Below are 26,313 nucleotides of genomic sequence, written 5' to 3' on the forward strand. Positions count from 1 at the left end.
AGCATGACTAGTAAGTTTTCAACCGTATTTCTGGCATCAGTGTTGGCTTTAGCTGCGCTGTTGGCAGGTTGCAGCAAAGCTCCCTCGGAAGCTGATCTCAACCTTGCCACAGCGAAGCAAAAAGCTGAACAATGTGTGGAACCGGAAAACGTTATCCGTACCAAGCACATGGATATGCTCATGCACCAGCGTGATGCAACCGTGATCGAAGGTATCCGTACCAAGCAGCATAGCCTGAAAGAGTGCATCAATTGCCACGTTTCAGCGACTAAAGAAGATGGTACGCCCTTGCACTACGGTGATAAAGAGCACTTCTGTACGACTTGTCATGCGGCAGTTGGTCAGAAAATTGATTGCTTCCAATGCCATGCTGACCGCCCTGAAGTGGGTCAAGATCCGAACTACCAACACACCGTTGGTAGTGTGGAAGGTCATCACTTTACCCAAGGGGTGACGGCTGCGGCTGCCCCCACGGCGGCTGAAGTCCAGATGGTGGCACAACCACAACAAGGAGCTGCAAAATGAGCCAGAACCGTGTTGATGAATACCGCCGTAATTTTATCACGGCATTAGGTGGCGCGGCGGCGGTCGTTGCTGTTGCCCCCACGTTGTTGCTGCGTGAAGCACATGCTGCCGGTGAAGTCGCGGCCAAGCCAGCAGATCAAGCTGTCACCAATGCTAAGCGTTGGGGCATGTTGATTGATGTCACCAAACTCACCGATGGTGGTGCAGGTATGGTGGCAGCGTGTAAAAAAGAGCATGGTTGGGGTGATGAAGCGCATTCAAGCCCAGAGCAGCAAGCGCATTGGGCGCGGGTTGTGAAGGTCACGGATAAGCTCACCCATAACAGTTTCAGCTTGCCAGTCATGTGCCAGCATTGCGAAAACCCGCCGTGCGTCGATGTTTGCCCAACAGGTGCATCCATGAAGCGTGCTGACGGTATCGTGCAAGTCAATAAGCACACTTGCATCGGCTGCCGTTACTGCATGATGGCTTGCCCATACAAAGCACGTAGTTTTGTACATGAAGCCTTGCAAGATCAGAAGCCCCATTCCCCCCGTGGTATGGGTACGGTGGAGTCCTGCAATATGTGTGTTCACCGCATTGACAACGGTCAGTTGCCAGCGTGTGTGGAAGCAGCACCGGATGCAGTGGTCTTTGGTGATTTGAATGATCCGAATAGTGCGGTAAGCCAAGCGATGAAAACTATCGGTGGCAAGCAAATCCGTGCCGATCTTGAGTTGAATACTGGCGTGCGTTACCACGGCATCTAACGGAAAGGACGTAAATAGCGATGGCTAGTCAAGCAATCATTTTCCGCGAAACCAACGATAGCAAAGGATTTTACATCCTGTTGGCGCTTTTGGGTGCACTCCTTGCCTTGGGTGCACTGGCATTTTTCACCGCTGAGCATCATGGGCATCACATTACTGGTATGAATAATCAGGTTGTGTGGGGTTTGCCGCATGTGTTCGCCATTTTCCTCATCGTTGCCGCTTCGGGTGCTTTGAACGTTGGTTCGATTGGTACAGTCTTTGGCAAGAAGCTCTATCAGCCGATGGGGCGGTTGTCGGCCTTACTGGCGATTTCGTTGCTGGTTGGTGGTTTGATCGTGCTGGTATTGGACTTGGGGCATCCTGATCGTTTGATTGTGGCGATGACGACTTACAATTTTAAGTCTATCTTTGCTTGGAACATCATTCTGTATAACGGTTTTCTAGCTTTGTCTGCGGTTTATATCTGGACAATGATGGATCGTAAGGTCAAGAAATTCTATAAGTTGGCTGGTGTGGCAGCGTTTACATGGCGTTTGATCCTTACTGCCGGTACTGGCTCAATTTTTGGCTTTCTGGTCGCACGTGACTTTTATAATTCGGCAGTCATGGCTCCTTTATTTATTGTGATGTCTTTCGCGCTGGGTTTGTCCGTTTTCATTCTGGTGTTACATTTTGCGTATGCGTGGACTGGTCGCCAATTGGGTGATGTGGTGATGAATCGCTTGCGTTACCTGTTGGCAGTGTTCATCGGTGGTGTGTTGCTGCTGGAAGGTGCGCGTCATTTTACTGGGCTATATATTGCTCAGAAAGCGGGTGTTGAGCACTTTATTCTGTTTGAGGGTGGTCTTTACACGCAGTTGTTTTGGGTAGGTCAAATCATGCTGGGTAGCTTGCTACCGTTATCATTGATCTTCTGCCGTAAATTGACGAATAATCGTATTGCTTTACTGTTGGCTGCTTTGTTTACTATTTTGGGTGGTTTCGCGCAGCTGTATGTGATCTTGATTGGTGGGCAGGCTTATCCACTTACCTTGTTCCCCGATGCGGATGTTTCTAGTGACTACTTTGATGGTGTACTCAATACTTATGTGCCAAGCATTTGGGAATTAATGCTGGGTATGGGGGGGGTAGCCCTGACGTTGGTCATGGTGACAATTGGTGTGAAAGTATTACGTTTCCTGCCAGATTCTTTGTCAGATGCGGTGGCTGATCCGCATAGCAAGTAATGTTGTCACGTTTGATGATTGAAAAGACCGGCCTTGTGCCGGTCTTTTTGTGCTTGTTGTTTTGCTTGAGTGCCTGTTCGCCCGGGTTGGAACAGCAAGTTGCCCAATTGCATTTGCCAATGGCGACCACTCAGGTGCTGTTGGTAACGAGTGCGGATTGGAAGGCTTCCAGCGGGATGTTGCAACGGCTGGAGAAAAATACGATTGGTTGGCAGCGTGTGGGTGATGCCATTCCGGTTAGAGTAGGGCGTAATGGTCTTGGTTGGGGTATGGGTTTGCACCTTGATGGAGCGGGTGGCGTGCAAAAAATGGAAGGTGATGGCAAAGCACCAGCGGGTATTTTTCCGCTAGGTACCGTGTTCGGTTACGCCAGTCAGCCGCCGATTGGGGTGCAAATGCCTTACCGGATGGCGAGTGAGCGCGATTATTTCGTTGATGCCATCGAGTCGCCGGATTACAACCACTGGCGCAGCCTTGCCCCGACACAGGCCAATGAGCCTAAGCAACATTGGCGTTCATTTGAGCGTATGCGGCGTGACGACCAGCAATACGAGTATGGGATGATCGTTGGACACAATGTGTTTCCCACGGTTGCTGGGCGTGGTAGTGCCATCTTTATGCATGTTTGGCTGAACTCGGATACGCCAACTTCCGGTTGTACGGCAATGGCGGAAACTGATTTGTTGAAGGTATTGGCTTGGCTAAAACCTGTGTCCAATCCGCTGTTGGTGCAGGTTCCGGTGAGATCGTTGGCAGCGTTAAGGCTTCCAGAAGCCCAGTAAGCTGTTGGTTTGTTCCAGCAGGTAATTTTTTCGCCAGTGATCTTGTCCAACGGTTTTGAGCAATTGTTCCAGTTGGTGCAGGCAGGCTCGCTGACGTTGCTTGTCATGTTGCGCCCAGTCTTTCAGCAGTGAAAGTAAGGCGCTGTCCAGGTCAAGGTCGAGATAAACGGGTTTGGCGTATTCTTGCAGGATGCGTTCGAATAATGCCTGTTGACGTTCAGCAGGCAGGATGCTGTAACACTCCCATAGTGTGATGCATGAGGTGCGCATTAATGCGTATACATAGTCCTCAGGGTCTTCCATGCGATCTGCTAGTGCTGGCAAATCACTGATCACAGCAAGGCATAGGTCGGTGGTTTCACGGGTGGGGGTGGTGGCTTTGCGGGCAACGTCTAGCATTTTGTTGATGGCATCCGTCAGGTGCTGTGCACTGGCGCTGTGGATGTAACCTTCTGCATTCGCGTGGCGCAGCGTCATGTTTGCCAGCATTTGCCGATATTTGGGTTCTGCTGGCTCGTCACTGCTTAGCAGGTCTGCAAAACAAATCAGTAAGGTGTCACGAAAATCGCTGTCTTGTAGTGCTTTTTCCAGTACAAAGGTTTGCAGCCGTTCATGTGATAGTTGTTGAAGAATGTGCTCGATCTGCCCTTGTCTTGTGGTCGGTCTGGACGTCGATTGATTGTTGTCATTTAAGTACATGTTTTATCCGGTTGTAAGCACTGATGTTATTAGTAGATTATAATGGATGAAGCTGACATGGCTATTATGCCATGTGCTCAATGAATAAATGAAAAACAGGAGAGATTATGTTTAACCCTATCCAAATTCCCTTTGGCTGTACCATGTTGTTCAATGTTGTGGATCTGAAAGATGGCGTCAGCGTTGAAGATGTTGAATTGGTACTCGGTGAAATGTGCAACGTCGTCAAAAATACTTATGGCGATGATAATGGCGGTTTCATTGGTGGTCAGGTTTATCGTAATGCAGGTTTTGTGTCGGATGAGGGTTCGGTTGATGGTGGCGATAGCCATCCCAATAAGCGTGTACAGCAAAATATGGGCGATATTGTGATTGTTACGTATTGGCAGTCATTCGAGCAGCATGAGAAATCGCATGCCGATAAACTTTTCAAGGAAAAGTTTGCCAAGCTAGCGGAGTATTGTGATAACACGTATGAAGTCGGCTATGAAATGCTCTGGCAAGGAGTGCCAGAAGCACATTGATAGCTCGTCTTGACACCTGGCCGCTTAAATAGGTTCTTTGAAAATGTCAGGGCGGTCGGGGTTAGGGCGATATAACACAGCAACATTGCCAACGCGTTGAATCAGTTGCGATTGGCTGTACTGGATGATCTGTTCAATCATTTCATCGCGTAACTCACGATCACCTACGCTGAGTTTGATTTTTATCAGTTGATGGTAGTCCAGCGCTGAAGTGATTTCTTCCAGAACGGTTGGTTTTAGTCCATGTTGGCCAATCAGTACGACCGGATTCAGGGTGTGGGCGCGGCTACGCAGCCGCTTTTTCTGTGTTTCGAGCAATTCCATGATACGCTTCCGTAAATTGATGAAGTGTAATGAGTGATAACGCAGCATGGCAAGAAGCAAAAGCAGCCAAAGGTGGCTGGGCGAGCATTTTAGTGACGAATATGTAAAAAAATCGCAGCAGGAAGGTTACCGTTCCCGTGCGGTTTATAAATTACAGGAAATTCAGGAGCGTGATCGTATTCTGTACCCTGGTATGAAGGTGGTTGATTTGGGTGCTGCCCCCGGCGGTTGGAGTCAATATGCGACTAAGCTCATTGGCTCAAAAGGCCGGATTGTAGCAAGTGATATTTTGCCGCTTGATCCATTACCTTTTGTCGAATTTGTGTTGGGTGATTTTCGCGATGAGGCCGTATTGACAGAAATTCTGAATTTACTGGGTGGTGAGCGTGCAGACCTTGTTATTTCTGATATGGCTCCCAATATGAGTGGGGTTGATGCTGTCGATCAGCCACGTGCCGTGCATCTGTGTGAGTTAGCACTGGATATGGTTCGTCAGGTATTAAAACCAGGCGGGGCTTTTTTGGTTAAGCTCTTTCAGGGTGAGGGTTCCGAAGCGTTCATCCGTGATGTTCGCAGTAGTTTTAAGACTGTGAAAATACGTAAACCGGCTGCATCAAGACCACGCAGTCGGGAGGTTTATGTATTAGCGCAAGGTTTTGTGTTGTAATATCTTCTTAATAGGTGTTACAAACGGATAACGCCAGTTGATAGTGGAGAAGTCACTTGAACGATTTGACCAAAAATTTGCTGATCTGGGCTGTTATTGCATTCGTTTTGATTGCAGTGTTCAGTAAGTTTAGTGTGCCTGCCCAACCTACGGCGACACTGCCGTATTCGGATTTCTTGACCAGCGTCCGTAATGGTGGTGTTAAAGAGGTTGATATTAAAGGACAAAAGATTATTGGGCGTGATAATAATGACAGCCCATTTGTAACCTTTAGTCCACCTAATGATGCTCAGTTGGTTGACGACCTGTTTGCCAATAAAGTGAAATTTCGGGCATCTCCGCCTGAAGAGCGCGGCATTATTTGGGATATTATCATTAGCTGGGTTCCTTTCCTGCTAATCATTGGTTTGTGGATTTACATCATGCGCCAGATGCAAGGTGGCGGTGGCGGTCGAGGTGCTATGTCATTCGGCAAGAGCCGTGCCCGTATGATGACCGAAGATCAAGTCAAGGTTAACTTCAATGATGTTGCGGGCTGTGATGAAGCCAAAGATGAAGTAGCTGAGTTGGTTGAGTTTTTGCGTGACCCGGGTAAGTTTCAAAAGCTGGGTGGCAAAATTCCACGTGGTGTGTTGATGGTTGGTTCGCCGGGTACAGGTAAAACGTTGTTGGCCAAGGCGATTGCTGGTGAGGCGAAAGTGCCTTTCTTCAGCATCTCCGGTTCTGATTTTGTGGAAATGTTCGTGGGCGTGGGTGCATCCCGTGTACGCGATATGTTTGAGCAAGCGAAGAAACATGCACCTTGTATTATTTTCATCGATGAAATTGATGCGGTTGGTCGTCAACGCGGTGCTGGTGTGGGTGGTGGTCATGATGAACGTGAGCAAACCCTCAACCAATTGCTGGTCGAGATGGATGGTTTTGAAGGCAGTGAAGGCATTATTGTCATTGCGGCGACTAACCGTCCAGATGTACTCGATGCGGCTTTATTGCGTCCTGGTCGTTTCGACCGCCAAGTCGTTGTGCCATTGCCGGATGTGCGCGGTCGCGAGCAAATCCTGAAAGTACACATGCGTAAAGTACCATTGGGTGATGATGTCAGAGCAATGTTGATTGCACGGGGTACACCCGGATTCTCGGGTGCTGATCTTGCTAATCTGGTGAATGAAGCGGCTCTGTTTGCGGCACGTTCAAATAAGCGCACGGTTGATATGGCTGAGTTTGAAAAGGCCAAAGATAAGATCATGATGGGCGCTGAACGTAAGTCAATGGTCATGAAAGAAGAAGAGAAGCTGGCGACGGCTTATCACGAAGCAGGCCATGCGATTGTTGGCTTGAGCGTGCCTGAGCATGACCCTGTTTACAAAGTCAGTATCATCCCGCGTGGTCGTGCTTTAGGTGTGACCATGTATCTGCCAGAAGAAGACCGTTACAGTGCTAGTAAGCAGCGCTTGGAAAGTCAGATTTCCAGTTTGTACGGTGGCCGTATTGCAGAAGAGCTGATTTATGGCGTTGAAGGTGTGACGACAGGTGCTTCCAACGATATTGAACGCGCTACCAGTATTGCTCGTAACATGGTTACAAAATGGGGCTTGTCCAGTCGTATGGGGCCTTTGGCATACTCGGAAGATGAAGGCGAAGTATTTCTGGGGCGCTCGGTCACACAGCATAAGCATGTTTCTGATGAGACGGCTCATGCGATTGACGGTGAAATACGTGAGGTGATTGACCGTAACTACAATCGTTCTAAGCAGATTCTGACTGATAAAATGAGCATCTTACATGCTATGGCTCAGGCTCTGATGAAGTATGAAACGATTGATCGTGGGCAAGTCGATGCATTGATGCGTGGTGAAGTGCCACCACCACCAGCTGATTGGAATGATGATGATTCTTCTTCAGGTGGCCGTGGTGCTTCGCCGAAAACACCACCCAGTAGTGATAAAAGTTCTGGTTCGGATGATGGTGTGATTGGTGGGGCAGCTAGCTCTCACTAAGCATACGAATCTGTAGTAAAGCAATAAGGCGCGGAGTTTACTTTCGCGCCTTTTCTTTTGGTATTGTGCAATGGTATGGCAAGTTAATAAGTCTTCGGTACAAGTGATGGGTATTCTGAATGTCACCCCGGATTCATTTTCTGATGGTGGTTTGTTCCATGTTCAGGATGCTGCATTACGTCACGTTGAACATATGTTGGCAGAAGGTGTCGACATTATTGATGTGGGGGGGGAGTCGACACGGCCTGGGGCGGACGCTGTGTCGGAGCAGGTCGAGTTAGATCGTGTTGTACCGATCATTGAGGCTATTCGGGCACGTTTTGCCGTGCCATTATCGGTTGATACCAGCAAGCCATCGGTGATGCGGGCAGCCGTTGCAGCGGGTGCAGATTTGGTTAATGACGTGCGTGCTTTACAAGAGCCAGGGGCGTTAGAGGTCTGTGCACAGTTAGCAGTGCCTATTTGCCTAATGCATATGCAAGGGCAGCCACGCACTATGCAGCAGACTCCGCTTTATCAAGATGTGATAGGCGATATTTCTCAGTTTTTTGAAGAACGTATGATGGTTTGTGAGCAAGCAGGTATTGCTCGAGAGCGTTTAATTCTTGACCCGGGTTTCGGTTTCGGTAAAACTTTTCAGCATAATGTCGATTTATTACGTAGATTAGGGGAATTTTCTGCGTTAAATTTACCTATACTGGTAGGACTATCACGTAAGTCTGTTATTGGCGGCTTATTGGATAATCGTCCGGTTGAAGGACGTTTGCACGGTAGTGTGGCCGCTGCGGTGGTGGCTGCCATGAAAGGCGCGAGTATTGTGCGCGTGCATGATGTTGGTGCAACAGTGGATGCGATGAGATTGGTCAATGCTGTTGTGGGTTAATAAAAATTGAGGTGTAAGGGCTGATGGCAAGAAAATATTTTGGTACAGATGGTATTCGCGGCAAGATTGGGCAATATCCGATGACGCCTGACTTTGTGTTGAAGTTGGGATGGGCAGCAGGGAAGGTATTGGCCAGTAGTGGTAATTCGCTCGTGCTGATTGGTAAGGATACCCGTATTTCTGGTTATATGTTGGAATCTGCGTTGCAGGCTGGATTGGTGGCGGCGGGGGTTGATATTCGCTTGTTAGGGCCGATGCCTACGCCAGCAGTGGCGTATTTGACACGTGCTTTTCGTGCATCAGCTGGGATTGTAATCAGTGCTTCTCACAATCCTTACGATGACAATGGCTTAAAGTTTTTCTCTGGTGATGGTACAAAGCTGCCTGATACCGTGGAGGAGGAAATTGAGCGTTGGTTGGATATGGAGTTTAAAACGGTCTCTTCCGATGAACTTGGAAAAGTTGTGCGGGCCAAAGATGCCGCTGGCCGCTATATCGAGTTCTGTAAGCGTGCCTTGCCGAATAGGGTTTCTCTGAAAGGTGTTCGTATTGTGGTGGATTGTGCTAATGGTGCGACCTACCATGTTGCACCTGAGGTATTCAGTGAGCTGGGTGCGGAAGTCATTGCGATTGGTAATCATCCTGATGGTATCAATATCAATGAGGCATGTGGTGCAACACATGTCGACGGTTTATGTGAAGCAGTGTTGCGTTATCGTGCAGATGTGGGCATTGCTCTGGACGGTGATGGTGACCGCCTGATTATGGTGGATGAGCACGGGCAAACTGTTGATGGTGATGAAATACTGGCAATCATTGCCCACCATAGTCATGGGGAAGGGAAGTTGCAGGGCGGTGTAGTAGGTACACTCATGAGCAACCTTGGTCTAGAAAAATCCATTCAACGGTTGGGAGTGCCTTTTTACCGTGCGAATGTTGGTGACCGCTATGTGATTGAGCAGATGAATCAACATGATTGTAATCTGGGAGGGGAATCTTCCGGGCATATCATTGTGAGTAATTTCATTACGACAGGTGATGGTATTGTGGCCGCTCTGCAAGTATTGCGTGCAATGCGCTTAACTAACAAGCCCTTACATGAATTGAAAAAGGTGATGACCAAATACCCGCAAACCTTGATCAATGTGCGAATCAGGGAAAAAATCAATCTGGATGAATCGGTGGCGATTCAGGATGCGGTGCGTCAAGTTGAAGAGCAACTTGGTAATCGTGGCCGGGTGTTGCTACGTGCTTCCGGCACAGAGCCATTAATTCGGGTGATGGTCGAAGGTGAAGATGCACACGAAACGGCGGCGTTGGCAGAACAAATTGCGAGTGCAGTACGTGCTGCGGCTTGACTTTTCAGTAACCTGCCCGGAATGAAGATTGATTTCCAAGGCTTATGCAGGTAATCTTTCGCCCTTGCTTGAAGGAGAGGTGAAATCATGCGTCAAAAATTGGTTGCAGGTAACTGGAAACTAAACGGATCAAAGGCAACTATCGAGCCCTTGGTTAGCGGTATTCTGACAGGGCTGAAAGGTCTGGATAATGTAGCGGTGGCAGTCTGCCCACCTTACGTCTATATTCCCATGACTCAAGGTTTATTGAGCGGAGGCCGCATTGGTTTGGGTTCTCAGGACATTGCTGATCAGGAGACGGGTGCTTTCACCGGCGAAGTTTCTGGAGCGATGCTGAAGGAATTCGGCTGTAGCTACGCGATTGTAGGGCACTCTGAGCGCCGTGCTATTTACGGTGAGCAGGATGGTGACACCGCTCGCAAATTTGCTGCTGCCCGCAAGCATGGCCTCAAGCCTATCCTGTGTGTTGGTGAAACGTTGGAGGAGCGTGAATCTGGCATTACGGAAGCGGTGGTGGCACGTCAACTGGATGCGGTTATCGCATTGGAGGGTGTGGAAGCACTGACTGATGGCGTGATTGCTTATGAGCCAGTTTGGGCGATTGGTACTGGCAAAACAGCCAGCCCACAGCAAGCTCAGGATGTTCATGCATTTATTCGTGGTAAACTTGCTGCACTGAATGAATCAGTCGCAGCAAAGGTACAAATTTTGTACGGTGGCAGCGTCAAAGGCGCTAATGCTGCTGAATTGTTTGCAATGCCGGATATTGACGGCGGCCTGATCGGTGGTGCATCGTTGGATGCACAGGAATTTCTGGCCATCTGTAAGGCCGGGAACTAAGGTTAATAAAAAACGTTATGCTATACAATGTGTTGTTGATCATTTTGATCGTTGTTTCTGTTGCTATGATTGTGTTGATTTTGATGCAGCAGGGCAAGGGTGCAGATGCAGGTGCTGCTTTCGGTAGCGGCGCATCAGGTACTGTATTTGGTTCACAAGGTTCAGCCAACTTCCTGAGCCGTACCACGGGGATTCTGGCGACAGTTTTCTTTTTGGTGGCATTGGCATTGGCATTCCTTGCATCAGGTCGCACTATCGAATCTGGTAGTATCATGGGTGGAGCCGCAACGTCAGCGCCCGCCGCCGCTGTGGAAACAGCACCAGCTGTTCCTGTTAGCGATGTTCCACCTGCACCAGCGGTTGAAAAAGCTTCTTCCAGTGAGGTTCCCGCTGCACCAATGGAAAAAACTCCTGCTGACGCTGAAAAACCTGTGCAAGAACAGAAATAGTTGAGTATAATAATCGCCTGCTTTGCCGACGTGGTGGAATTGGTAGACACGCTATCTTGAGGGGGTAGTGGCGCAAGCTGTACCGGTTCGAGTCCGGTCGTCGGTACCATACATAAAAAAGCCTATCATCGTAAGATGATGGGCTTTTTGCATTTCCGCCTAATTTTCACTAAAACTTCCATAATACCCACTTTGGGGAATTAATCTGTAGTTCATGTACCGTTATATTCGACTGCATAACGAAATAATGATACAAACAGTGTGTGTTTGGAATCATGCATCATAGATAACCGGGTGGTTTGGAGAGAGAGCACCACGGTTCGCACCAGGAGTTAGTATGCTAGGAGAATACCTTCCCATTCTCATTTTTCTGGCAGTTGGTTTTGGCTTGGCAGTTATATTGCTTGGCCTTGGGTTGCTTGCAGGCCCGCGCCGACCCGACGCAGAAAAAGATTCACCATTCGAGTGCGGTTTCCCCGCGTTTGAAGATTCCCGTATCAATTTTGATATACGCTACTACCTTGTAGCCATCCTCTTCATTATCTTCGACCTTGAAATTGCCTTCCTGTTTCCATGGGCTGTGGTACTCGACACCATAGGCGTGTTCGGCATTGTCGCGATGGGTATTTTCCTGACTATCCTGATTGTTGGTTTTATCTACGAATGGAAGAAAGGGGCGCTGGAATGGGAGTAGAAGGAGTTCTGGAAAAAGGCTTTGTCACCACGACAGCCGATGCTCTGATCAACTGGGCGCGTACTGGCTCGCTGTGGCCAATGACCTTTGGCTTGGCTTGCTGTGCAGTGGAAATGATGCACGCAGGGGCTTCACGTTACGATCTCGACCGTTTTGGCATTGTGTTCCGCCCCAGTCCGCGCCAGTCGGATGTGATGATCGTGGCGGGCACGCTGACCAATAAAATGGCTCCGGCACTGCGCAAGGTCTATGATCAAATGGCTGAACCGCGCTGGGTTATTTCGATGGGGTCTTGCGCCAATGGTGGTGGTTACTACCATTACTCCTATGCGGTGGTGCGTGGTTGTGACCGTATCGTGCCTGTTGATATTTACGTTCCCGGTTGTCCGCCAACCGCCGAAGCTCTGCTGTATGGCATTATCCAGTTGCAGAACAAAATCCGTCGAACCAATACGATAGCGCGGTAATTCATGACTGTATCACTCGAGTTCATCAAGGATTACCTTCAGGAAGGGCTGGGTAGTAAAGTATCAACCAGCACTTTGGCGCTGGATGAGCTGACGCTGGAAGTGGCGGCTGAACACTGGCTGGAAGTTGCCCGTTTCTTGCGTCACGACCCCATGCTTGATTTTGCCCAGTTGACCGACCTGTGTGGTGTCGATTACCTCACTTACGGCGATGCGGAATGGGATGTGACCACCGCTTCCCGCAGCGGCTTTAGCCGGGCGGTGCAGGCAGAAGAGGCTGACCCATTCGATTTTGGCGAGTCGGACGGGGATGTCGCTTTTACAGGTAAGCGTTTCGCGGTGGTTATCCACTTGCTGTCAGTCAGCCGCAATCTGCGTATCCGGGTGCGTACCCGCTGTGAAGATAACGGTTTTCCGGTGGTGCATTCACTGGTGGAAATCTGGAACTCCGCCAACTGGTATGAGCGTGAAGCATTCGATCTGTTCGGCATTATGTTCAGCGGACACCCTGATTTGCGCCGCATCCTGACCGACTATGGCTTTGTTGGGCATCCGTTCCGTAAGGATTTCCCGCTCATTGGACAGGTCGAAATGCGTTACGACGCCGAACAGAAGCGCGTTATTTATGAACCTGTGTCGATCGAGGCGCGTGTGTTGGTGCCACGTACCATCCGTGCTGACCAGCGTTTCTCACCACCGACAGCGGAGCGTGATGACTAATGCCTGAAATTCGCAATTTTACCTTGAACTTTGGTCCAGCCCATCCGGCAGCGCACGGCGTGTTGCGTCTGGTGCTGGAAATGGATGGTGAAACCATCGTGCGTGCCGACCCGCATATTGGCTTGCTGCACCGTGGTACTGAAAAGCTGGCCGAGAGCAAACCGTATAATCAAAGCATCGGCTACATGGATCGCCTCGACTACGTGTCGATGATGTGTAACGAACACGGCTATGTGCTGGCGATTGAAAAGCTGCTGGGGATTACTGCCCCGGAACGTGCGCTCTATATCCGTACCATGTTCGACGAAATTACCCGTATCCTCAATCACTTGCTGTGGATTGGCGCACACGCGCTGGACGTGGGTGCAATGACCATGTTCCTGTACGCTTTCCGCGAACGTGAAGATTTGATGGATGCCTACGAAGCGGTATCCGGCGCACGCTTACACGCCACCTATTACCGTCCGGGCGGGGTATACCGGGATCTGCCGGATTCCATGCCGCAATTCCTGCCGAATCGTTTTCGCTCGGAAGCCGAGGCCAAGCGCCTTAATGCTAATCGCGGCGGTTCCTTGCTGGATTTTCTGGAAGACTTCACCAACCGTTTCCCCGGTTATGTGGATGAATACGAAACCCTGTTGACCGATAACCGTATCTGGAAACAGCGTCTAGTCGGTATCGGCGTGGTATCACCCGAACGTGCCCTGCAACTGGGTTTCAGTGGCCCAATGCTGCGCGGCTCTGGGGTTGAATGGGATTTGCGCAAGAAGCAGCCGTATGCCGCCTACGACAAAATGGATTTCGACATTCCGGTCGGGGTGCAAGGTGACAGCTATGACCGTTATCTGGTGCGGGTGGAAGAAATGCGCCAGTCCAATAGCATTATCAAGCAGTGCATCAAGTGGTTGCGGGTGAATCCCGGCGCGGTGATGTTGGACGACAGCAAGGTAGCGCCACCGACGCGCGGCGAGATGAAGCAGGACATGGAAGCGCTGATCCAGCACTTCAAACTGATGACCGAGGGTTTCTGCCTGCCAGTAGGCGAGTCGTATGCCGCTGTGGAACATCCCAAAGGTGAGTTTGGTTGCTATATCGTCTCTGACGGTGCAAACAAACCTTATCGCCTGAAAGTTCGCGCACCGGGATTTGCACACCTGTCGGCTCTGGATGAAATGACCAAAGGCCACATGCTGGCTGACGTGGTAGCGATTATCGGCACACAAGATATTGTATTCGGGGAGGTTGACCGTTGATGACTGAACAGCCCATCACGATGCTCAAGCGCAAAAGCGCCTTGCTCAGCCATCACGAGCGTGAGGACATTGATAGCTGGTTAAAGCGCTATCCTGAGGATAAAAAACAGTCGGCGTTGCTAGCGGCGTTACGCGCTGTGATGCACGAAGACCATTACCTGTCCCGCGAGAAAATGGATGCGGTTGCCGATTACCTCGGCCTGCCAGAAATTGCCGTCTACGAAGTCGCCAGCTTCTATTCCATGTATGAAATGGATGCGAAAGCGGCGGCAAAATACAGCATTTCGGTGTGTACCAACGTTTCCTGCATGTTGTGCGGTTCCGACGGCATTCTGGAACACATTGAAGGCAAGCTGGGTATTAAGCTGGGCGAAGCGACCCCGGATGGCAAGTTCTTCCTCAAAGTGGAAGAAGAATGCCTCGCCGCGTGCAGCAGTGCGCCGATGATGCAGGTCAACCACGTATACCACACCCATCTCACCCCTGAAAAAGTGGATGAGATTCTGGACGGACTGGAGTAAGCACATGGCAAATCAAGTCTGTTTCATCACCACCCAATTCGGCGACCAAGCCCACACGCTGGAAAGTTACCTCAAGGTCGGCGGCTATTCGGCGTGGAAAAAAATTCTGGCAGAAAAGACGCCTGCTGTAGAAGTCATTGAGGAAATCAAGGATTCCGGCTTGCGTGGACGTGGCGGGGCAGGGTTCCCCACCGGCATGAAGTGGAGCTTTATGCCGCGTGACATGCCGGGGCAAAAATACATCGTGTGTAACTCGGATGAATCCGAACCGGGTACGTGCAAAGACCGTGACATCCTGCGTTTTAACCCACACGCGTTGGTGGAAGGCATGGCGATTGCCGGTTATAGCATTGGCGCGACGGTGGGTTACAACTACATGCGCGGCGAATTCATGGATGAACCTTTCATCCATTTCGAGCAGGCGGTGAAAGAAGCTTACGAAATGGGTTTGCTGGGCAAAAACATTCAAGGTTCCGGTGTCGATTTCGACCTGCACGGCACGCTTGGTGCGGGTGCGTATGTGTGCGGTGAAGAAACTGCGCTGCTGGAATCGCTGGAAGGCAAAAAAGGCCAGCCGCGTTTCAAACCGCCATTCCCTGCGAGTTTCGGTCTGTACGGCCGCCCAACCACCATTAATAACACCGAAACGCTGGCATCCATTCCGGTCATTATGCGCAACGGCGGCAAGTGGTTTGCTGATCTAGGCGTAAAAAACTCCGGTGGCGAAAAGCTGTTTTCGATGTCTGGTCATCTGAATAATCCGGGCAATTTTGAAATTCCGATGGGAATGCCGTTCCCTGAATTGCTGGCACTGGCGGGCGGGGTACGCAACGGACGTAAGCTGAAAGCAGTGATTCCGGGTGGTTCCTCCGTGCCCGTATTACCGGGCGAGGTAATGATGGGGCTGACGATGGATTACGACACCATCTCAAAAGCAGGCTCTTACCTCGGTTCGGGCGCGGTAATCGTGATGGACGACACCACCGATATGGTCAAGGTGTTGCAGCGCATTTCACGCTTTTACTTCTCCGAATCCTGCGGGCAATGCACGCCTTGCCGTGAAGGCACGGGCTGGTTGTACCGCATGTTGACCCGGATTGTGGAAGGCAAGGGCAAGCTGGAAGACGTGACGCGGCTGGAAGAAATTTCCCACAATATCGAAGGGCGTTCCATTTGTGCCTTGGGTGAAGCGGCAGCGATGCCGGTGTGGAGCTTCGTTAAGCACTTCCGCGAAGAATTTGAATACTACGTCGAACACGGTCGTAGCATGGTGGCGAAGGGGTAATACATGGCAGAAGAATTCGTCACAATTGAGATTAATGACCAGCCGATTCAGGCTCGCAAAGGTGCGATGCTGATTGAAGTGGCTGACGACAATGGCATTACCATTCCACGTTTCTGCTACCACAAAAAACTGTCGGTAGCTGCCAACTGCCGGATGTGTCTGGTGGAAATGGAAAAGTCGTGGAAGGCTATTCCCGCTTGTGCGACCCCAGTGAATGCGGGCATGAAGTTCTGGACGCGCTCAGAAAAAGCCCGCAACGCCCAAAAAGCGATCATGGAATTCCTGCTGATCAATCACCCGTTGGATTGCCCGATCTGTGATCAGGGCGGTGAATGCGAATTGCAGGACGTGTCGGTCGGTTACGGTAGCAATAAATCGCAATACGCTGAAATCAAACGGGTGGTGCTGGACAAAGACATCGGCCCGCTGATCGAAACCGAAATGACCCGTTGTATCCAGTGTACCCGCTGCGTGCGTTTCGGCGATGAAATTGCCGGGATGCGCGAAATGGGCGGGGTAGGGCGCGGCGACCGTCTCGAAATCGGCACTTATATCGAAAAGTCGCTCAAATCCGAACTGTCAGGCAATGTGATTGACCTGTGTCCGGTTGGTGCGCTGACCGCTAAACCTTCGCGTTACAAGGCGCGGGCGTGGGAAATGCAGTCACACGATAGCATTGCCCCACACGATTGCGTGGGTTCCAACCTGCATGTGCATACTTTCCAGAAGGAAGTGGTGCGTGCAGTGCCCCGCGACAATGAAGCCATCAATGAGTGCTGGATTTCAGACCGCGACCGCTTCAGTTATCAAGGTATCCGCAGCGCTGACCGTATTACCAAGCCGCAGATCAAGCGTGACGGTCATTGGTACGACGCGACTTGGCAACAGGCGTTGGATGCTACGGCGGAAATATTGCGAGCGGCTGATCCGGTACGCACGGGGGCATTGGCCAATGCTACGTCCACGCTGGAAGAGTTGTATTTGTTCCAGCGGCTGATGCGCGGTTTGAATATCCGCAATATCGACCACCGCTTACGCCAGACTGATTTCAGCGATCAGGATGCTGCGCCCATTTGCCCGTCACTGGGAATGCCTATCGAGCAACTGGAACAGCAGAACGCTGTTTTTCTGGTCGGCTCCAATGCACGTCAAGAGCAGCCCTTGCTGAATCATCGCCTTCGTAAGGCCGCCCTCAAGGGTGCGCAAGTGATGGCGCTGAATCCGCGTGCGTTTGACTTCAACTACGACGTGGCACAACAGGCTGTTGCCCCGGCTGAGATGTTGCAAGCCCTGCAAGCGATTGCCAATGACCCCGACAATGGCGTAATGGCTGCGCTGCAACAGGCGGAACACGCCACGGTATTACTGGGTAATGTCGCGACTCAGCACCCAGATTTTGCAGCATTACGGGCTGTGGCTTACACGATTGCCCAACAAACTGGCGCAACCTTCGGTTATCTGGCGGAAAGCGCCAACAGTGTTGGTGCTTGGGTAACAGGTGTCGTACCCCATCGCTTGTCGGCAGGGCGCGAACTCAAGCAGCCGGGCGTGCCGGTGAGTGAGTTCCTGAATGACAAGACCCGCACCTTCGTATTGCTGAATACTGAGCTGGCAGATTTCGCCAACCCACAGCAGGCGATGCAAGCGCTCAGCGCCGCCGCAAACGTCATTGTGATTGCGCCGTTTGCGGATGAAACGACTCGCAAATACGCCACAGTCTTGCTGCCTGGCTCTACATTTGCGGAAACCTCTGGCACCTTCTGTAATGTGGCTGGTCAGTGGCAAAGCTTCAAGGGTGCGGCGAAGTTGCCAGACGAGGCTCGTCCTACTTGGAAAATCCTGCGCGTTCTTGGTAATACCGCTGGTGTACCTGAGTTCGATTGGGTGGCTACCGAAGAAATCGTCGCGGAACTGCACCTCGAACTTGACGGCGTAGAATCCTGCAACAATACCTACAACGCAGATGGGCGTATGCAATACGCCCCTACGGAAGAAGGTAGGGGCGTATTGCATACGCCCTCTTCCAACCATTTCCAGCGTATCGGTGATGTGGAAATGTACCGTGTCGACCCATTGGTGCGCCGTGCCAAGGCGTTGCAGGCGATGATTCCACCGGCGGCTGTCCATTTGAATCCGCAAGACGCGGCGAATATGGGCGTGGCGGCAGGTGATGCGCTGAAAGTGTCGCAAGGTGCGGTGGTGATCACGCTTCCGGCGCAGTTGGATGCGGGTATTCCCGTCGGGTGTGCGGGTGTCCAATCCGGGATTGAAATATCCAGTGTGTTAGGCGCGGCCTTTGGTACGCTCCAAATAACAAAGGCAGGGGAATGATGGAAATACTCGCAAATTTCTTCGGTGCATTTCTCCCTGAGTGGCTGGTAACGCTGCTGTTGATCCTGATCAAGGTGATGGCGATTGTCATACCACTGATCCTGTTGGTGGCGTATGCAACCTATGCGGAACGCAAAATCATCGGTTTCATGCAGGTGCGGGTGGGGCCGAATCGGGTCGGTTTCAAAGGTTTGTTACAGCCGTTTGCGGATATGTTCAAGCTGATTTTCAAGGAAATCATTGTTCCTGAAAAGTCTAACCGCTTTCTGTTTTTGATTGCACCGTTGCTGGCGATGGGGCCTGCGTTTGCGGCCTGGGCAGTGATTCCGTTTAGCGATGGCTTGGTGTTGGCGGATGTAAATGCCGGGTTATTGTTCTTGTTGGCGCTGACTTCCTTGGGGATTTACGGGGTCATCATTGCGGGTTGGGCATCGAATTCCAAATACGCGCAGCTCAGTGCGATGCGTCTTGGGGCGCAAATGGTGTCGTATGAAATTGCGATGGGCTTTGCGCTAGTCGGCGTGCTGATGGCTTCCGGCAGCCTGAATCTGGGCGATATTGTGCGGGCGCAATCCGGCAGCATTTTTAGCTGGTTTGTGTGGCCGTTGTTTGGCTTGTTTGTGGTGTATTTCATCGCTGGAGTGGCAGAAACCAACCGTGCGCCCTTCGACGTGGCGGAAGGTGAGTCTGAAATCGTGGCGGGTTTCCATGTGGAATATTCCGGCATGGCCTTCTCGATTTTCTTCCTCGCTGAATACGCGAATATGTGGCTGATTTCGGCACTGACGTCGCTGATGTTCCTGGGTGGTTGGTTGTCGCCGTTTCAGGGGCTGGATTTCCTGACGAATATGCCGGTGTTGGGGCTGTTTTTCGGGGATGGTGTCCACTGGTTATTGCTGAAGGCGTCGTTCTTCATGCTGCTGTTTTTCTGGTTCCGGGCGACATTCCCGCGTTACCGTTATGACCAGATCATGCGCTTGGGGTGGAAGATTCTGATCCCGGTAACGCTGGTGTGGATTTTTGCGGAAGGTCTGGCGATTGCGCTGGGCTGGAAACCGTGGCTGTAAGGAGGCTGACATGAGTTTGAACCTGAAACATTATTTCAAGACGTTCAGCCTGCAAGAGTTGTTGAAGGGGTTGGGCGTGACGGGGAAGTATTTCTTCGAGCGCAAAGTCACGATCCAGTACCCGGAAGAAAAGACGCCGATTTCCAACCGTTTCCGGGGGCATCACGCGCTGCGCCGCTACCCGAATGGTGAGGAACGTTGTATTGCCTGCAAGCTGTGCGAAGCCGTTTGCCCGGCGCTGGCGATTACCATCGAGCTGGAAGAACGCCCGGATGGGACGCGCCGTACCACGCGCTATGACATTGATATGTTCAAGTGCATTTATTGCGGTTTCTGTGAGGAAGCCTGCCCGGTGGATGCGATTGTGGAAACCAATATTTTCGAGTACCACTTCGAGAATCGTGGTGAAAACATCCAGACTAAAGATAAATTACTGGCGATTGGCGATAAGCACGAAGCTGAAATCGCCAAGATGAAAGCCGCTGATGCCCCTTACCGTTAAGCCCCAGGAGACAGATTAAACATGATATTCGAGCAGATTATCTTTTACCTGTTTTCCGCTGTATTGGTGACAGCGGCAGTGGGTATGGTGACGGTACGTAACCCGGTGTATGCGGCGTTGTGCCTTATTTTGAGCTTTTTCACCAGTGCCGCGTTGTGGTTGCTGTTGGAGGCGGAATTCCTCGGCATTGTGCTGGTGTTGGTGTATGTCGGCGCGGTGATGGTGTTGTTCCTGTTTGTCATCATGATGCTGGATTTGAATATTGACCCGTTGAAAGAGGGCTTTGCCAAATACGCGCCGGTCGGTTTTTTGGTGGCAGGCGTGATTGCGGTGGAAATGATCATGGTGTTGCGCAGCGCCCCGTTTCAGATTGCGACCCCTAGAGCGCCAGCGCCGGAAAACAATACCGAAGCCTTGGGTGCAATTTTGTATACCAATTATGTGTACCCGTTTGAGATTGCTGCGGTCATTCTGGTGGTGGCGATTATTGCGGCGATTGTCCTGACTTTGCGGCGTCGCCCAGATTCGCGCAAGCAGGATATTAGCGAGCAGGTGCAGGTGAAACGTGAAGACCGTGTGCGTCTGGTCAAGATGAAATCTGAAACCAAGGAGCAAGCATGATCCCTTTGTCGCATTTCCTGATCGTGGCGGCGCTGCTGTTTGCTATCAGCGTGGCGGGTATGTTCCTGAACCGTAAGAACGTGCTGATTCTGCTGATGTGTATCGAAATGATGTTGTTGTCGGTAAACCTGAACTTCGTGGCATTTTCCCATTATTTGGGGGATATGGCGGGGCAGGTATTCGTGTTCTTCATTCTCACCGTGGCGGCGGCGGAAGCGGCGATTGGCTTGGCGATTCTGGTGGTCTTGTTCCGTAACCGGCGCACGATCAATGTTGAACAACTTGATTCGATGAAGGGGTAAGCAATGGAAGCGATGTATCTGGCTATTCCGCTTGCACCTTTGTTCGGGGCAATTGTCGCGGGGTTGTTTGGCAAAAAGATTGGGCGTGCCGGGGCGCATTGGGTCACGATTTTGGGTGTGGCGGTGGCGTTCCTGTTGTCACTGGTGGTGGCTAACGATGTGATGTTCCACGGGAATACTTTCAACGGCACGGTATATACGTGGGCAGTGATTGCAGATATCCGTTTTGAAGTCGGTTTCATGCTGGATAACCTCAGTACCATGATGATGCTGGTGGTGACGTTTGTATCGTTGATGGTGCATGTTTACACGATTGGCTACATGTCTGAAGACCCCGGTTATCAGCGGTTTTTCAGTTACATTTCCCTGTTTACCTTCTCGATGTTGATGCTGGTGATGAGTAACAACTTCATACAGTTGTTCTTTGGCTGGGAAGCGGTGGGACTGGTGTCTTATTTGTTGATCGGTTTCTGGTTCAAGAAAGAGACGGCGATTTACGCGAACATGAAGGCGTTTCTGGTCAATCGGGTGGGGGACTTTGGTTTCTTGCTGGGGATTGCTGCCATTTTGATGCATTTCGGTACGCTGGATTATGTAGAGACTTTTGCAAGTTTGAAAAACTTTGCTGGTGGTGATATCGAGGTCTTTGCGGGTTGGAAGTGGGATGCGGTGACGGTGATTGCGATTTTGTTGTTCATCGGGGCGATGGGCAAGTCAGCGCAGGTGCCTTTGCATGTGTGGCTGCCGGATTCAATGGAAGGGCCAACCCCGATTTCAGCGCTGATCCATGCGGCAACCATGGTGACGGCAGGTATTTTCATGGTGGCGCGGATGTCGCCGATTTTCGAGATGTCCGATACGGCGTTGAACCTGATCCTGATTATTGGGGCAACCACGGCGTTCTTCATGGGCCTGATCGGCATTGTACAAAATGATATTAAGAAGGTGGTGGCGTATTCCACCTTGTCACAGTTGGGTTATATGACGGTGGCGTTGGGCGCTTCGGCTTATTCGGCGGGGGTCTTCCATTTGATGACCCATGCGTTCTTCAAGGCTCTGTTATTTCTGGCGGCAGGCTCGGTGATCATAGCGATGCATCATGAGCAGGACATCCGCAAAATGGGTGGCTTGAAAAAGTACATGCCGATTACCTATTGGACTTCCCTGATTGGCTCGCTGGCCTTGATTGGTTTCCCCGGTTTCTCTGGTTTCTTCTCCAAAGACCTCATTATTGAAGCGGTGCATGAGTCACATTTGTGGGCGGCAGGCTATGCGTATACGTTGGTGTTGCTGGGTGTGTTTGTGACGGCATTCTACAGTTTCCGTATGTTCTTCCTAGTATTCCACGGCAAGGAGCGCTTTGATGCACATGGTCATGATGATCACGGGCATCACGATGATGAGCATCATGGCCATGGCGGTACGCCACATGAATCACCTTGGGTGGTGACAATTCCGTTGATTATGTTGGCGATTCCTTCGGTATTGGCGGGTTATCTGCTGGATCCGATGGTGGTGGGTGAGTTCTTCCATGATGCCATTTTTGTGAATGATAAGGCGCATGGTTTTGATCCTGCTTTGCAAGGTTTGTTGTCAGCGCATCCGGGTATTGAAGAAATCAGTGCTGCTTATCATGGGGTGCTGGGTTTTGTCCTACACGGCTTGATGGCGCCGCCGTTCTGGTTGGCGATGGCTGGTTTGGGTGCTGCTTGGTTCATTTACCTGAAAGATGATGCGCTTGCCCGCTGGGCTTATGACAAGTTCCGTTGGTTGCATACCTTGTTGGATCAAAAGTATTACGTGGATAGTTTTAATCAAAAAGTGTTTGCCAATGGTTCGGTCTCCCTCGGTAATGTGTTGTGGTCTATTGGTGAGCGTTTGATGATTGATGGCTTCATCGTGAATGGTGCAGCTAAGGCGGTTGGTTGGTTCTCTGGAGTGGCTCGTCAGGTTCAGACTGGCTATTTGTATCACTATGCCTTCTCGATGGTGGTCGGTATTTTATTGATGCTTACTTGGTTCCTATTCTTCTAGGCTCGTTATTTTTACCTGGAAATGCACATGCTTGATTTGCCAATACTGAGTTTTTTGATCTGGTTGCCGATTGTCGGTGGTATGGGTGTCCTAATTGTTGGTGACCGTTCGGGCGCTAAACAATTTGCACTGGGCATTGCTTTACTGACTTTCTTGCTAAGTCTGCCGTTGTATACGGGGTTTGATCTCACAACACCTGATATGCAGTTTGTGGAATTTATTCCGTGGGTTGAAGCCTTTAAGATCAATTACCACTTGGGGGTTGATGGTATTTCCATGCCATTAATTCTATTGAATACCTTCATGACGGTGATTGTGGTCATTGCCGGTTGGGAGGTGATTACTTATCGCGTGTCGCAGTACATGGCTGCGTTTCTCATCATGGCAGGTATTGTGAATGGGGTATTTGCGGCGTTGGATGCGATGCTGTTTTATATCCTGTTCGAGGCAATGTTGATTCCGTTGTTTCTGATCATTGGGATATGGGGTGGTGCAAACCGGGTATATGCCACGATCAAGTTTTTCTTGTATACCTTTTTTGGTTCGGTGTTCCTGCTGATTAGCCTGATTTACTTGTATCAATTGGGTGGTAGTTTTGCCGTCGCTGACTTGCATAAGTTACCGATTGAGTTAACCCCGCAAATTCTGATTTTCTTGTCCTTCCTGTTGGCTTTCGGTGTGAAAGTGCCCATGTGGCCCGTGCATACTTGGTTGCCAGATGCGCATGTGGAGGCTCCGACAGGTGGTTCTGTTATTTTGGCGGCGATTACCTTGAAAGTAGGAGGCTATGCATTTTTGCGCTTTGCCATGCCGATTGTGCCGGATGCTGCCGCACAATTGGATTGGCTGGTCATTTTTATGTCGTTGACGGCGGTGGTGTATATCGGTTTTGTGGCCTTGGTGCAGCAAGACATGAAAAAGCTGGTGGCGTATTCCTCGATTGCGCATATGGGATTTGTGACGCTGGGCTTCTTTGTGATTTACGCGCTTGCTGCGAAGACAGCCGCAAATCCGTTGGCGATGAGTAGTTCGGTACTGGCAATTCAGGGGGGCATGGTGCAGATGGTGTCGCATGGTTTCATTTCTGGCGCGATGTTCTTGTGTATCGGCGTGCTGTATGACCGGATGCATACTCGTGACATTAATGCTTACGGTGGCGTTGCTAATCAAATGCCGGTGTTTGCGGCGCTGTATGTGTTGTTTGCTATGGCAAATACTGGTTTACCGGGGACATCGGGATTTGTCGGTGAATTCATGGTTATTTTGGCGAGTTTCGGTGCTAATCCGTTGATTGCATTTGCGGCGGCAACGACGTTAATTGTAGGGGCGGCTTATACACTTTGGCTGGTTAAGCGTGTTCTGTTTGGTGATGTCAAAAATGCTGAAGTGGCTGCTTTGAAGGATATTGGGCGGCGTGAATTCTGGATGCTAGCAGTATTGGCCGTTGCGGTATTGCTACTAGGCTTGTGGCCAAAGCCTTTGACAGATGTGATGGATGTGTCAATCAGACACCTGTTGGATCAGGCATTGAATAGCAAGCTGTGTAGTGGACTCGCAGGGGGGTGCCCATAATGAATTTTACAATTGCGATGCCAGAAATTTTTCTGCTCAGCACGATTTGCCTGATCTTGTTGATTGATGTGATGTTGCGTGAAGATTGTCGGATGATTTCTTATTTGTTGACCCAAGTGGCATTGCTGGCAACGGCGTTGTTGGCTTATGGGGCAATGGATGGCGATAAAACGACTGGCTTGAATGGGATGTACGTGCGCGATGATTTGGCGGGCGTATTGAAAATTAGCATTTTGTTGCTGACCTTTGGTGTATTCGTGTATGCGCGTAAATATTTGAAGGATCAGAATATCTGGCAAAGTGAGTTTTTTCTGCTGGGTTTGTTTGCCGTGCTGGGGATGTTGGTCATGGTGTCGGCTAACCATTTATTGGTGGTCTATCTGGGGCTGGAATTGCTGGCATTGTCGATGTATGCGCTGGTGGCCTTCAATCGTGATGACGGGCGTTCTTCTGAAGCGGCGATGAAGTATTTTGTGCTGGGTGCGGTTGCGTCGGGGCTGTTGTTGTATGGTATCTCTATTCTGTATGGTCTGAGTGGCAAGCTGGAGCTGCCTGAAGTGTTGGCATTTGTTAGCGCTCAAAATGTACTGGAAAATATTCCGCTGTTGTTTGCTTTGGTGTTCATTGTGGCGGGGATTGCTTTCAAGTTTGGAGCAGTACCGTTCCATATGTGGGTTCCTGATGTTTATCAGGGGGCACCTACTGCGGTGACGATGTTTTTGGGTAGTGTGCCGAAACTGGCGGCATTGGCGATGTTATTGCGTGTGTTGGCGGAATCTATGGGTACGGCTCAGCCAGGTTGGGGGCAGTTATTATTGGTGTTTGGGTTGTTGTCAGTCCTTTTGGGCAATTTCAGTGCCATTGCGCAGTTTAATCTTAAGCGGATGCTGGCGTATTCGACGATTGCGCACATGGGATTTATTTTGTTAGGGGCGCTGACTGGTACGACTCAAGGGTATAGCGCCGCACTATTTTATACGATTACTTACGCGATGATGGCGGCAGGTGGTTTTGCTGTTCTGATCCTGTTAGGCAGGGCAGGCTTTGAGGCTGAAACGCTGGATGACCTGAAGGGCTTGAATGAGCGTAACCCTTGGTATGCCTTTATGATGATGGTGTTCCTGTTTTCGATGGCAGGTATTCCGCCAACGGTCGGGTTTTACGCCAAACTATCAATTATTCAAGCGGTGATGCAAGCTGGTTATTTGTGGCCAGCGGTCTTTATGGTGGTGATGTCGGTGATTGGTGCTTATTACTACTTGCGTGCCATCAAGATGATGTACTTCGACAAGCCAGAAGAAAACGCGCCGATAAAGGCAGATCTTGATTTTACGGTGCTGATCAGTGTAAATGGCGTGCTCATGGTGTTGTTAGGGATATTTCCCAGCGCATTGATGAGTATTTGTTCAGCAGCAATGGTCGCCAGTCATTTATGAGTTTACCTGTTTTGCATTGGGGGTTTCTGGCCCTCGCTTTGTTGTTGGCTAACCTGCCGTGGTTAAGCCAGCGTTGTTTTTTGATTTTGCAATGTGACACCAAATCAGTTTGGTTACGGTTGCTAGAATGGCTTGTTTTGTATTTTGTGGTGGGAGGTATGGCCTTGTTGCTGGAGCAGCGGACAATGGGTTCAATCTATCCACAAGCATGGGAATTTTATGCGGTTACCCTCGCATTGTTCATGGTCTTCGCATTTCCAGGGTTCATTTACCGTCATGTGCGTTAATTTAAGGTTTTGTTTCAATAATGCTTGCAAGAGCAAAGCCTTTGCTTTATAGTCTGCTCCTCTGATGCGGGGTGGAGCAGTCTGGCAGCTCGTCGGGCTCATAACCCGAAGGTCGCAGGTTCAAATCCTGCCCCCGCTACCAAATACAAGAAGGCCCTGTAAGGGCCTTTTTTATTATGTGAAACTCAGGAAGGT

Annotated in this window: 28 protein-coding genes and 2 tRNA genes; 28 read left to right on the forward strand and 2 right to left on the reverse strand. The window is 50.5% G+C overall.

The annotated features are described in order from the left end of the window. Positions 1-3 precede the first annotated feature (3 nt). Genes Q394_RS0117405 through Q394_RS21035 form a run of 4 tightly spaced genes read left to right on the forward strand, consistent with a single transcriptional unit; the run spans position 4 to position 3,285 of the window. Complete coding sequence (locus Q394_RS0117405) at positions 4-525, forward strand: hypothetical protein (protein WP_028490366.1); 522 nt, start codon at positions 4-6, stop codon at positions 523-525. Continuing rightward, positions 522-1,274 carry a sulfate reduction electron transfer complex DsrMKJOP subunit DsrO gene (gene dsrO, locus Q394_RS0117410; protein ID WP_028490367.1) on the forward strand — a complete coding sequence of 251 codons (753 nt, stop codon included), beginning with the start codon at positions 522-524 and terminating at the stop codon, positions 1,272-1,274. The genes Q394_RS0117405 and dsrO overlap by 4 nt, the downstream gene beginning before the upstream one ends. A gap of 20 nt (positions 1,275-1,294) precedes the next feature. Next, the gene (gene nrfD / locus Q394_RS0117415; protein ID WP_028490368.1) at positions 1,295-2,503 is read left to right on the forward strand and encodes an NrfD/PsrC family molybdoenzyme membrane anchor subunit; all 1,209 of its coding nucleotides are present in this window, start codon (positions 1,295-1,297) and stop codon (positions 2,501-2,503) included. After that, on the forward strand, positions 2,503-3,285 hold the full coding sequence (locus tag Q394_RS21035) for a L,D-transpeptidase family protein (RefSeq protein WP_051543541.1): 783 nt from the start codon (positions 2,503-2,505) through the stop codon (positions 3,283-3,285). Before nrfD ends, Q394_RS21035 begins: the two co-directional genes overlap by 1 nt. Here the strand turns inward: Q394_RS21035 and Q394_RS0117425 are convergent. Then, positions 3,262-3,984, reverse strand: coding sequence for a hypothetical protein (locus Q394_RS0117425; protein WP_028490369.1), 723 nt, complete (start codon positions 3,982-3,984; stop codon positions 3,262-3,264). The genes Q394_RS21035 and Q394_RS0117425 overlap by 24 nt on opposite strands. A 107-nt stretch (positions 3,985-4,091) precedes the next feature. Between Q394_RS0117425 and Q394_RS21040 the strand changes: the two genes are divergently transcribed. Then, on the forward strand, positions 4,092-4,508 hold the full coding sequence (locus tag Q394_RS21040) for a hypothetical protein (protein ID WP_051543542.1): 417 nt from the start codon (positions 4,092-4,094) through the stop codon (positions 4,506-4,508). A gap of 24 nt (positions 4,509-4,532) precedes the next feature. Here Q394_RS21040 and yhbY read toward each other — a convergent pair whose 3' ends face one another. After that, a complete protein-coding gene (gene yhbY / locus Q394_RS0117435) occupies positions 4,533-4,832 on the reverse strand; it encodes a ribosome assembly RNA-binding protein YhbY (RefSeq protein ID WP_028490370.1) in 300 nt (99 codons plus the stop codon). 46 nt (positions 4,833-4,878) lie between these two features. Here yhbY and rlmE point away from each other — a divergent pair, with 46 nt between their 5' ends. From rlmE to Q394_RS0117550, 23 genes are all read left to right on the forward strand, one after another. Beyond that, positions 4,879-5,499: a 23S rRNA (uridine(2552)-2'-O)-methyltransferase RlmE gene (rlmE, locus tag Q394_RS0117440; RefSeq protein WP_028490371.1), complete on the forward strand. Its 621-nt coding sequence runs from the start codon at positions 4,879-4,881 to the stop codon at positions 5,497-5,499. 56 nt (positions 5,500-5,555) lie between these two features. Beyond that, positions 5,556-7,496, forward strand: a complete 1,941-nt coding sequence (gene ftsH / locus Q394_RS0117445; RefSeq protein WP_028490372.1) for an ATP-dependent zinc metalloprotease FtsH — start codon at positions 5,556-5,558, stop codon at positions 7,494-7,496. A gap of 70 nt (positions 7,497-7,566) precedes the next feature. Beyond that, a complete protein-coding gene (gene folP, locus Q394_RS0117450; RefSeq protein ID WP_028490373.1) occupies positions 7,567-8,379 on the forward strand; it encodes a dihydropteroate synthase in 813 nt (270 codons plus the stop codon). A gap of 23 nt (positions 8,380-8,402) precedes the next feature. Beyond that, positions 8,403-9,737: a phosphoglucosamine mutase gene (glmM, locus tag Q394_RS0117455; protein WP_028490374.1), complete on the forward strand. Its 1,335-nt coding sequence runs from the start codon at positions 8,403-8,405 to the stop codon at positions 9,735-9,737. An 87-nt stretch (positions 9,738-9,824) separates the two neighbouring features. Further along, on the forward strand, positions 9,825-10,577 hold the full coding sequence (gene tpiA / locus Q394_RS0117460) for a triose-phosphate isomerase (protein ID WP_028490375.1): 753 nt from the start codon (positions 9,825-9,827) through the stop codon (positions 10,575-10,577). 17 nt (positions 10,578-10,594) lie between these two features. Further along, on the forward strand, positions 10,595-11,026 hold the full coding sequence (gene secG, locus Q394_RS0117465; protein WP_028490376.1) for a preprotein translocase subunit SecG: 432 nt from the start codon (positions 10,595-10,597) through the stop codon (positions 11,024-11,026). A 24-nt stretch (positions 11,027-11,050) separates the two neighbouring features. After that, positions 11,051-11,135, forward strand: a tRNA-Leu gene (locus tag Q394_RS0117470). 228 nt (positions 11,136-11,363) lie between these two features. Next, entirely contained in the window at positions 11,364-11,720 is a 357-nt protein-coding gene (gene ndhC, locus Q394_RS0117475) for an NADH-quinone oxidoreductase subunit A (RefSeq protein WP_028490377.1), read from the forward strand. Next, on the forward strand, positions 11,711-12,187 hold the full coding sequence (locus Q394_RS0117480; RefSeq protein ID WP_028490378.1) for a NuoB/complex I 20 kDa subunit family protein: 477 nt from the start codon (positions 11,711-11,713) through the stop codon (positions 12,185-12,187). The genes ndhC and Q394_RS0117480 overlap by 10 nt, the downstream gene beginning before the upstream one ends. 3 nt (positions 12,188-12,190) lie before the next feature. Next, complete coding sequence (locus Q394_RS0117485) at positions 12,191-12,907, forward strand: NADH-quinone oxidoreductase subunit C (RefSeq protein WP_028490379.1); 717 nt, start codon at positions 12,191-12,193, stop codon at positions 12,905-12,907. Beyond that, on the forward strand, positions 12,907-14,160 hold the full coding sequence (locus tag Q394_RS0117490) for an NADH-quinone oxidoreductase subunit D (protein WP_028490380.1): 1,254 nt from the start codon (positions 12,907-12,909) through the stop codon (positions 14,158-14,160). Before Q394_RS0117485 ends, Q394_RS0117490 begins: the two co-directional genes overlap by 1 nt. Further along, entirely contained in the window at positions 14,160-14,681 is a 522-nt protein-coding gene (locus Q394_RS0117495) for an NADH-quinone oxidoreductase subunit NuoE family protein (protein WP_051543543.1), read from the forward strand. The genes Q394_RS0117490 and Q394_RS0117495 overlap by 1 nt, the downstream gene beginning before the upstream one ends. 4 nt (positions 14,682-14,685) lie before the next feature. Continuing rightward, the gene (gene nuoF / locus Q394_RS0117500; RefSeq protein ID WP_028490382.1) at positions 14,686-15,966 is read left to right on the forward strand and encodes an NADH-quinone oxidoreductase subunit NuoF; all 1,281 of its coding nucleotides are present in this window, start codon (positions 14,686-14,688) and stop codon (positions 15,964-15,966) included. A 3-nt stretch (positions 15,967-15,969) separates the two neighbouring features. After that, positions 15,970-18,297 (forward strand): NADH-quinone oxidoreductase subunit NuoG, encoded by a 2,328-nt coding sequence (nuoG, locus tag Q394_RS0117505; protein ID WP_028490383.1) that lies wholly within the window; start codon positions 15,970-15,972, stop codon positions 18,295-18,297. Next, on the forward strand, positions 18,294-19,364 hold the full coding sequence (nuoH, locus tag Q394_RS0117510; protein ID WP_028490384.1) for an NADH-quinone oxidoreductase subunit NuoH: 1,071 nt from the start codon (positions 18,294-18,296) through the stop codon (positions 19,362-19,364). Before nuoG ends, nuoH begins: the two co-directional genes overlap by 4 nt. Before the next feature lie 10 nt (positions 19,365-19,374). After that, positions 19,375-19,866: an NADH-quinone oxidoreductase subunit NuoI gene (nuoI, locus tag Q394_RS0117515; RefSeq protein WP_028490385.1), complete on the forward strand. Its 492-nt coding sequence runs from the start codon at positions 19,375-19,377 to the stop codon at positions 19,864-19,866. Positions 19,867-19,887: 21 nt separating this feature from the next. Beyond that, a complete protein-coding gene (locus tag Q394_RS0117520) occupies positions 19,888-20,487 on the forward strand; it encodes an NADH-quinone oxidoreductase subunit J (RefSeq protein WP_028490386.1) in 600 nt (199 codons plus the stop codon). Further along, positions 20,484-20,789 (forward strand): NADH-quinone oxidoreductase subunit NuoK, encoded by a 306-nt coding sequence (gene nuoK, locus Q394_RS0117525; RefSeq protein WP_028490387.1) that lies wholly within the window; start codon positions 20,484-20,486, stop codon positions 20,787-20,789. Before Q394_RS0117520 ends, nuoK begins: the two co-directional genes overlap by 4 nt. Positions 20,790-20,792: 3 nt before the next feature. Continuing rightward, a complete protein-coding gene (gene nuoL, locus Q394_RS0117530; RefSeq protein ID WP_028490388.1) occupies positions 20,793-22,823 on the forward strand; it encodes an NADH-quinone oxidoreductase subunit L in 2,031 nt (676 codons plus the stop codon). 27 nt (positions 22,824-22,850) lie between these two features. Beyond that, complete coding sequence (locus tag Q394_RS0117535; RefSeq protein ID WP_028490389.1) at positions 22,851-24,395, forward strand: complex I subunit 4 family protein; 1,545 nt, start codon at positions 22,851-22,853, stop codon at positions 24,393-24,395. After that, on the forward strand, positions 24,395-25,831 hold the full coding sequence (gene nuoN / locus Q394_RS0117540; RefSeq protein ID WP_028490390.1) for an NADH-quinone oxidoreductase subunit NuoN: 1,437 nt from the start codon (positions 24,395-24,397) through the stop codon (positions 25,829-25,831). The genes Q394_RS0117535 and nuoN overlap by 1 nt, the downstream gene beginning before the upstream one ends. Continuing rightward, positions 25,828-26,118, forward strand: a complete 291-nt coding sequence (locus Q394_RS0117545) for a DUF2818 family protein (protein WP_028490391.1) — start codon at positions 25,828-25,830, stop codon at positions 26,116-26,118. Before nuoN ends, Q394_RS0117545 begins: the two co-directional genes overlap by 4 nt. 65 nt (positions 26,119-26,183) lie before the next feature. Beyond that, positions 26,184-26,260, forward strand: a tRNA-Met gene (locus Q394_RS0117550). Positions 26,261-26,313: the final 53 nt, after the last annotated feature.

This window comes from Thiothrix lacustris DSM 21227, assembly GCF_000621325.1.
In the GTDB taxonomy this organism is placed as follows: Bacteria; Pseudomonadota; Gammaproteobacteria; order Thiotrichales; family Thiotrichaceae; genus Thiothrix; species Thiothrix lacustris.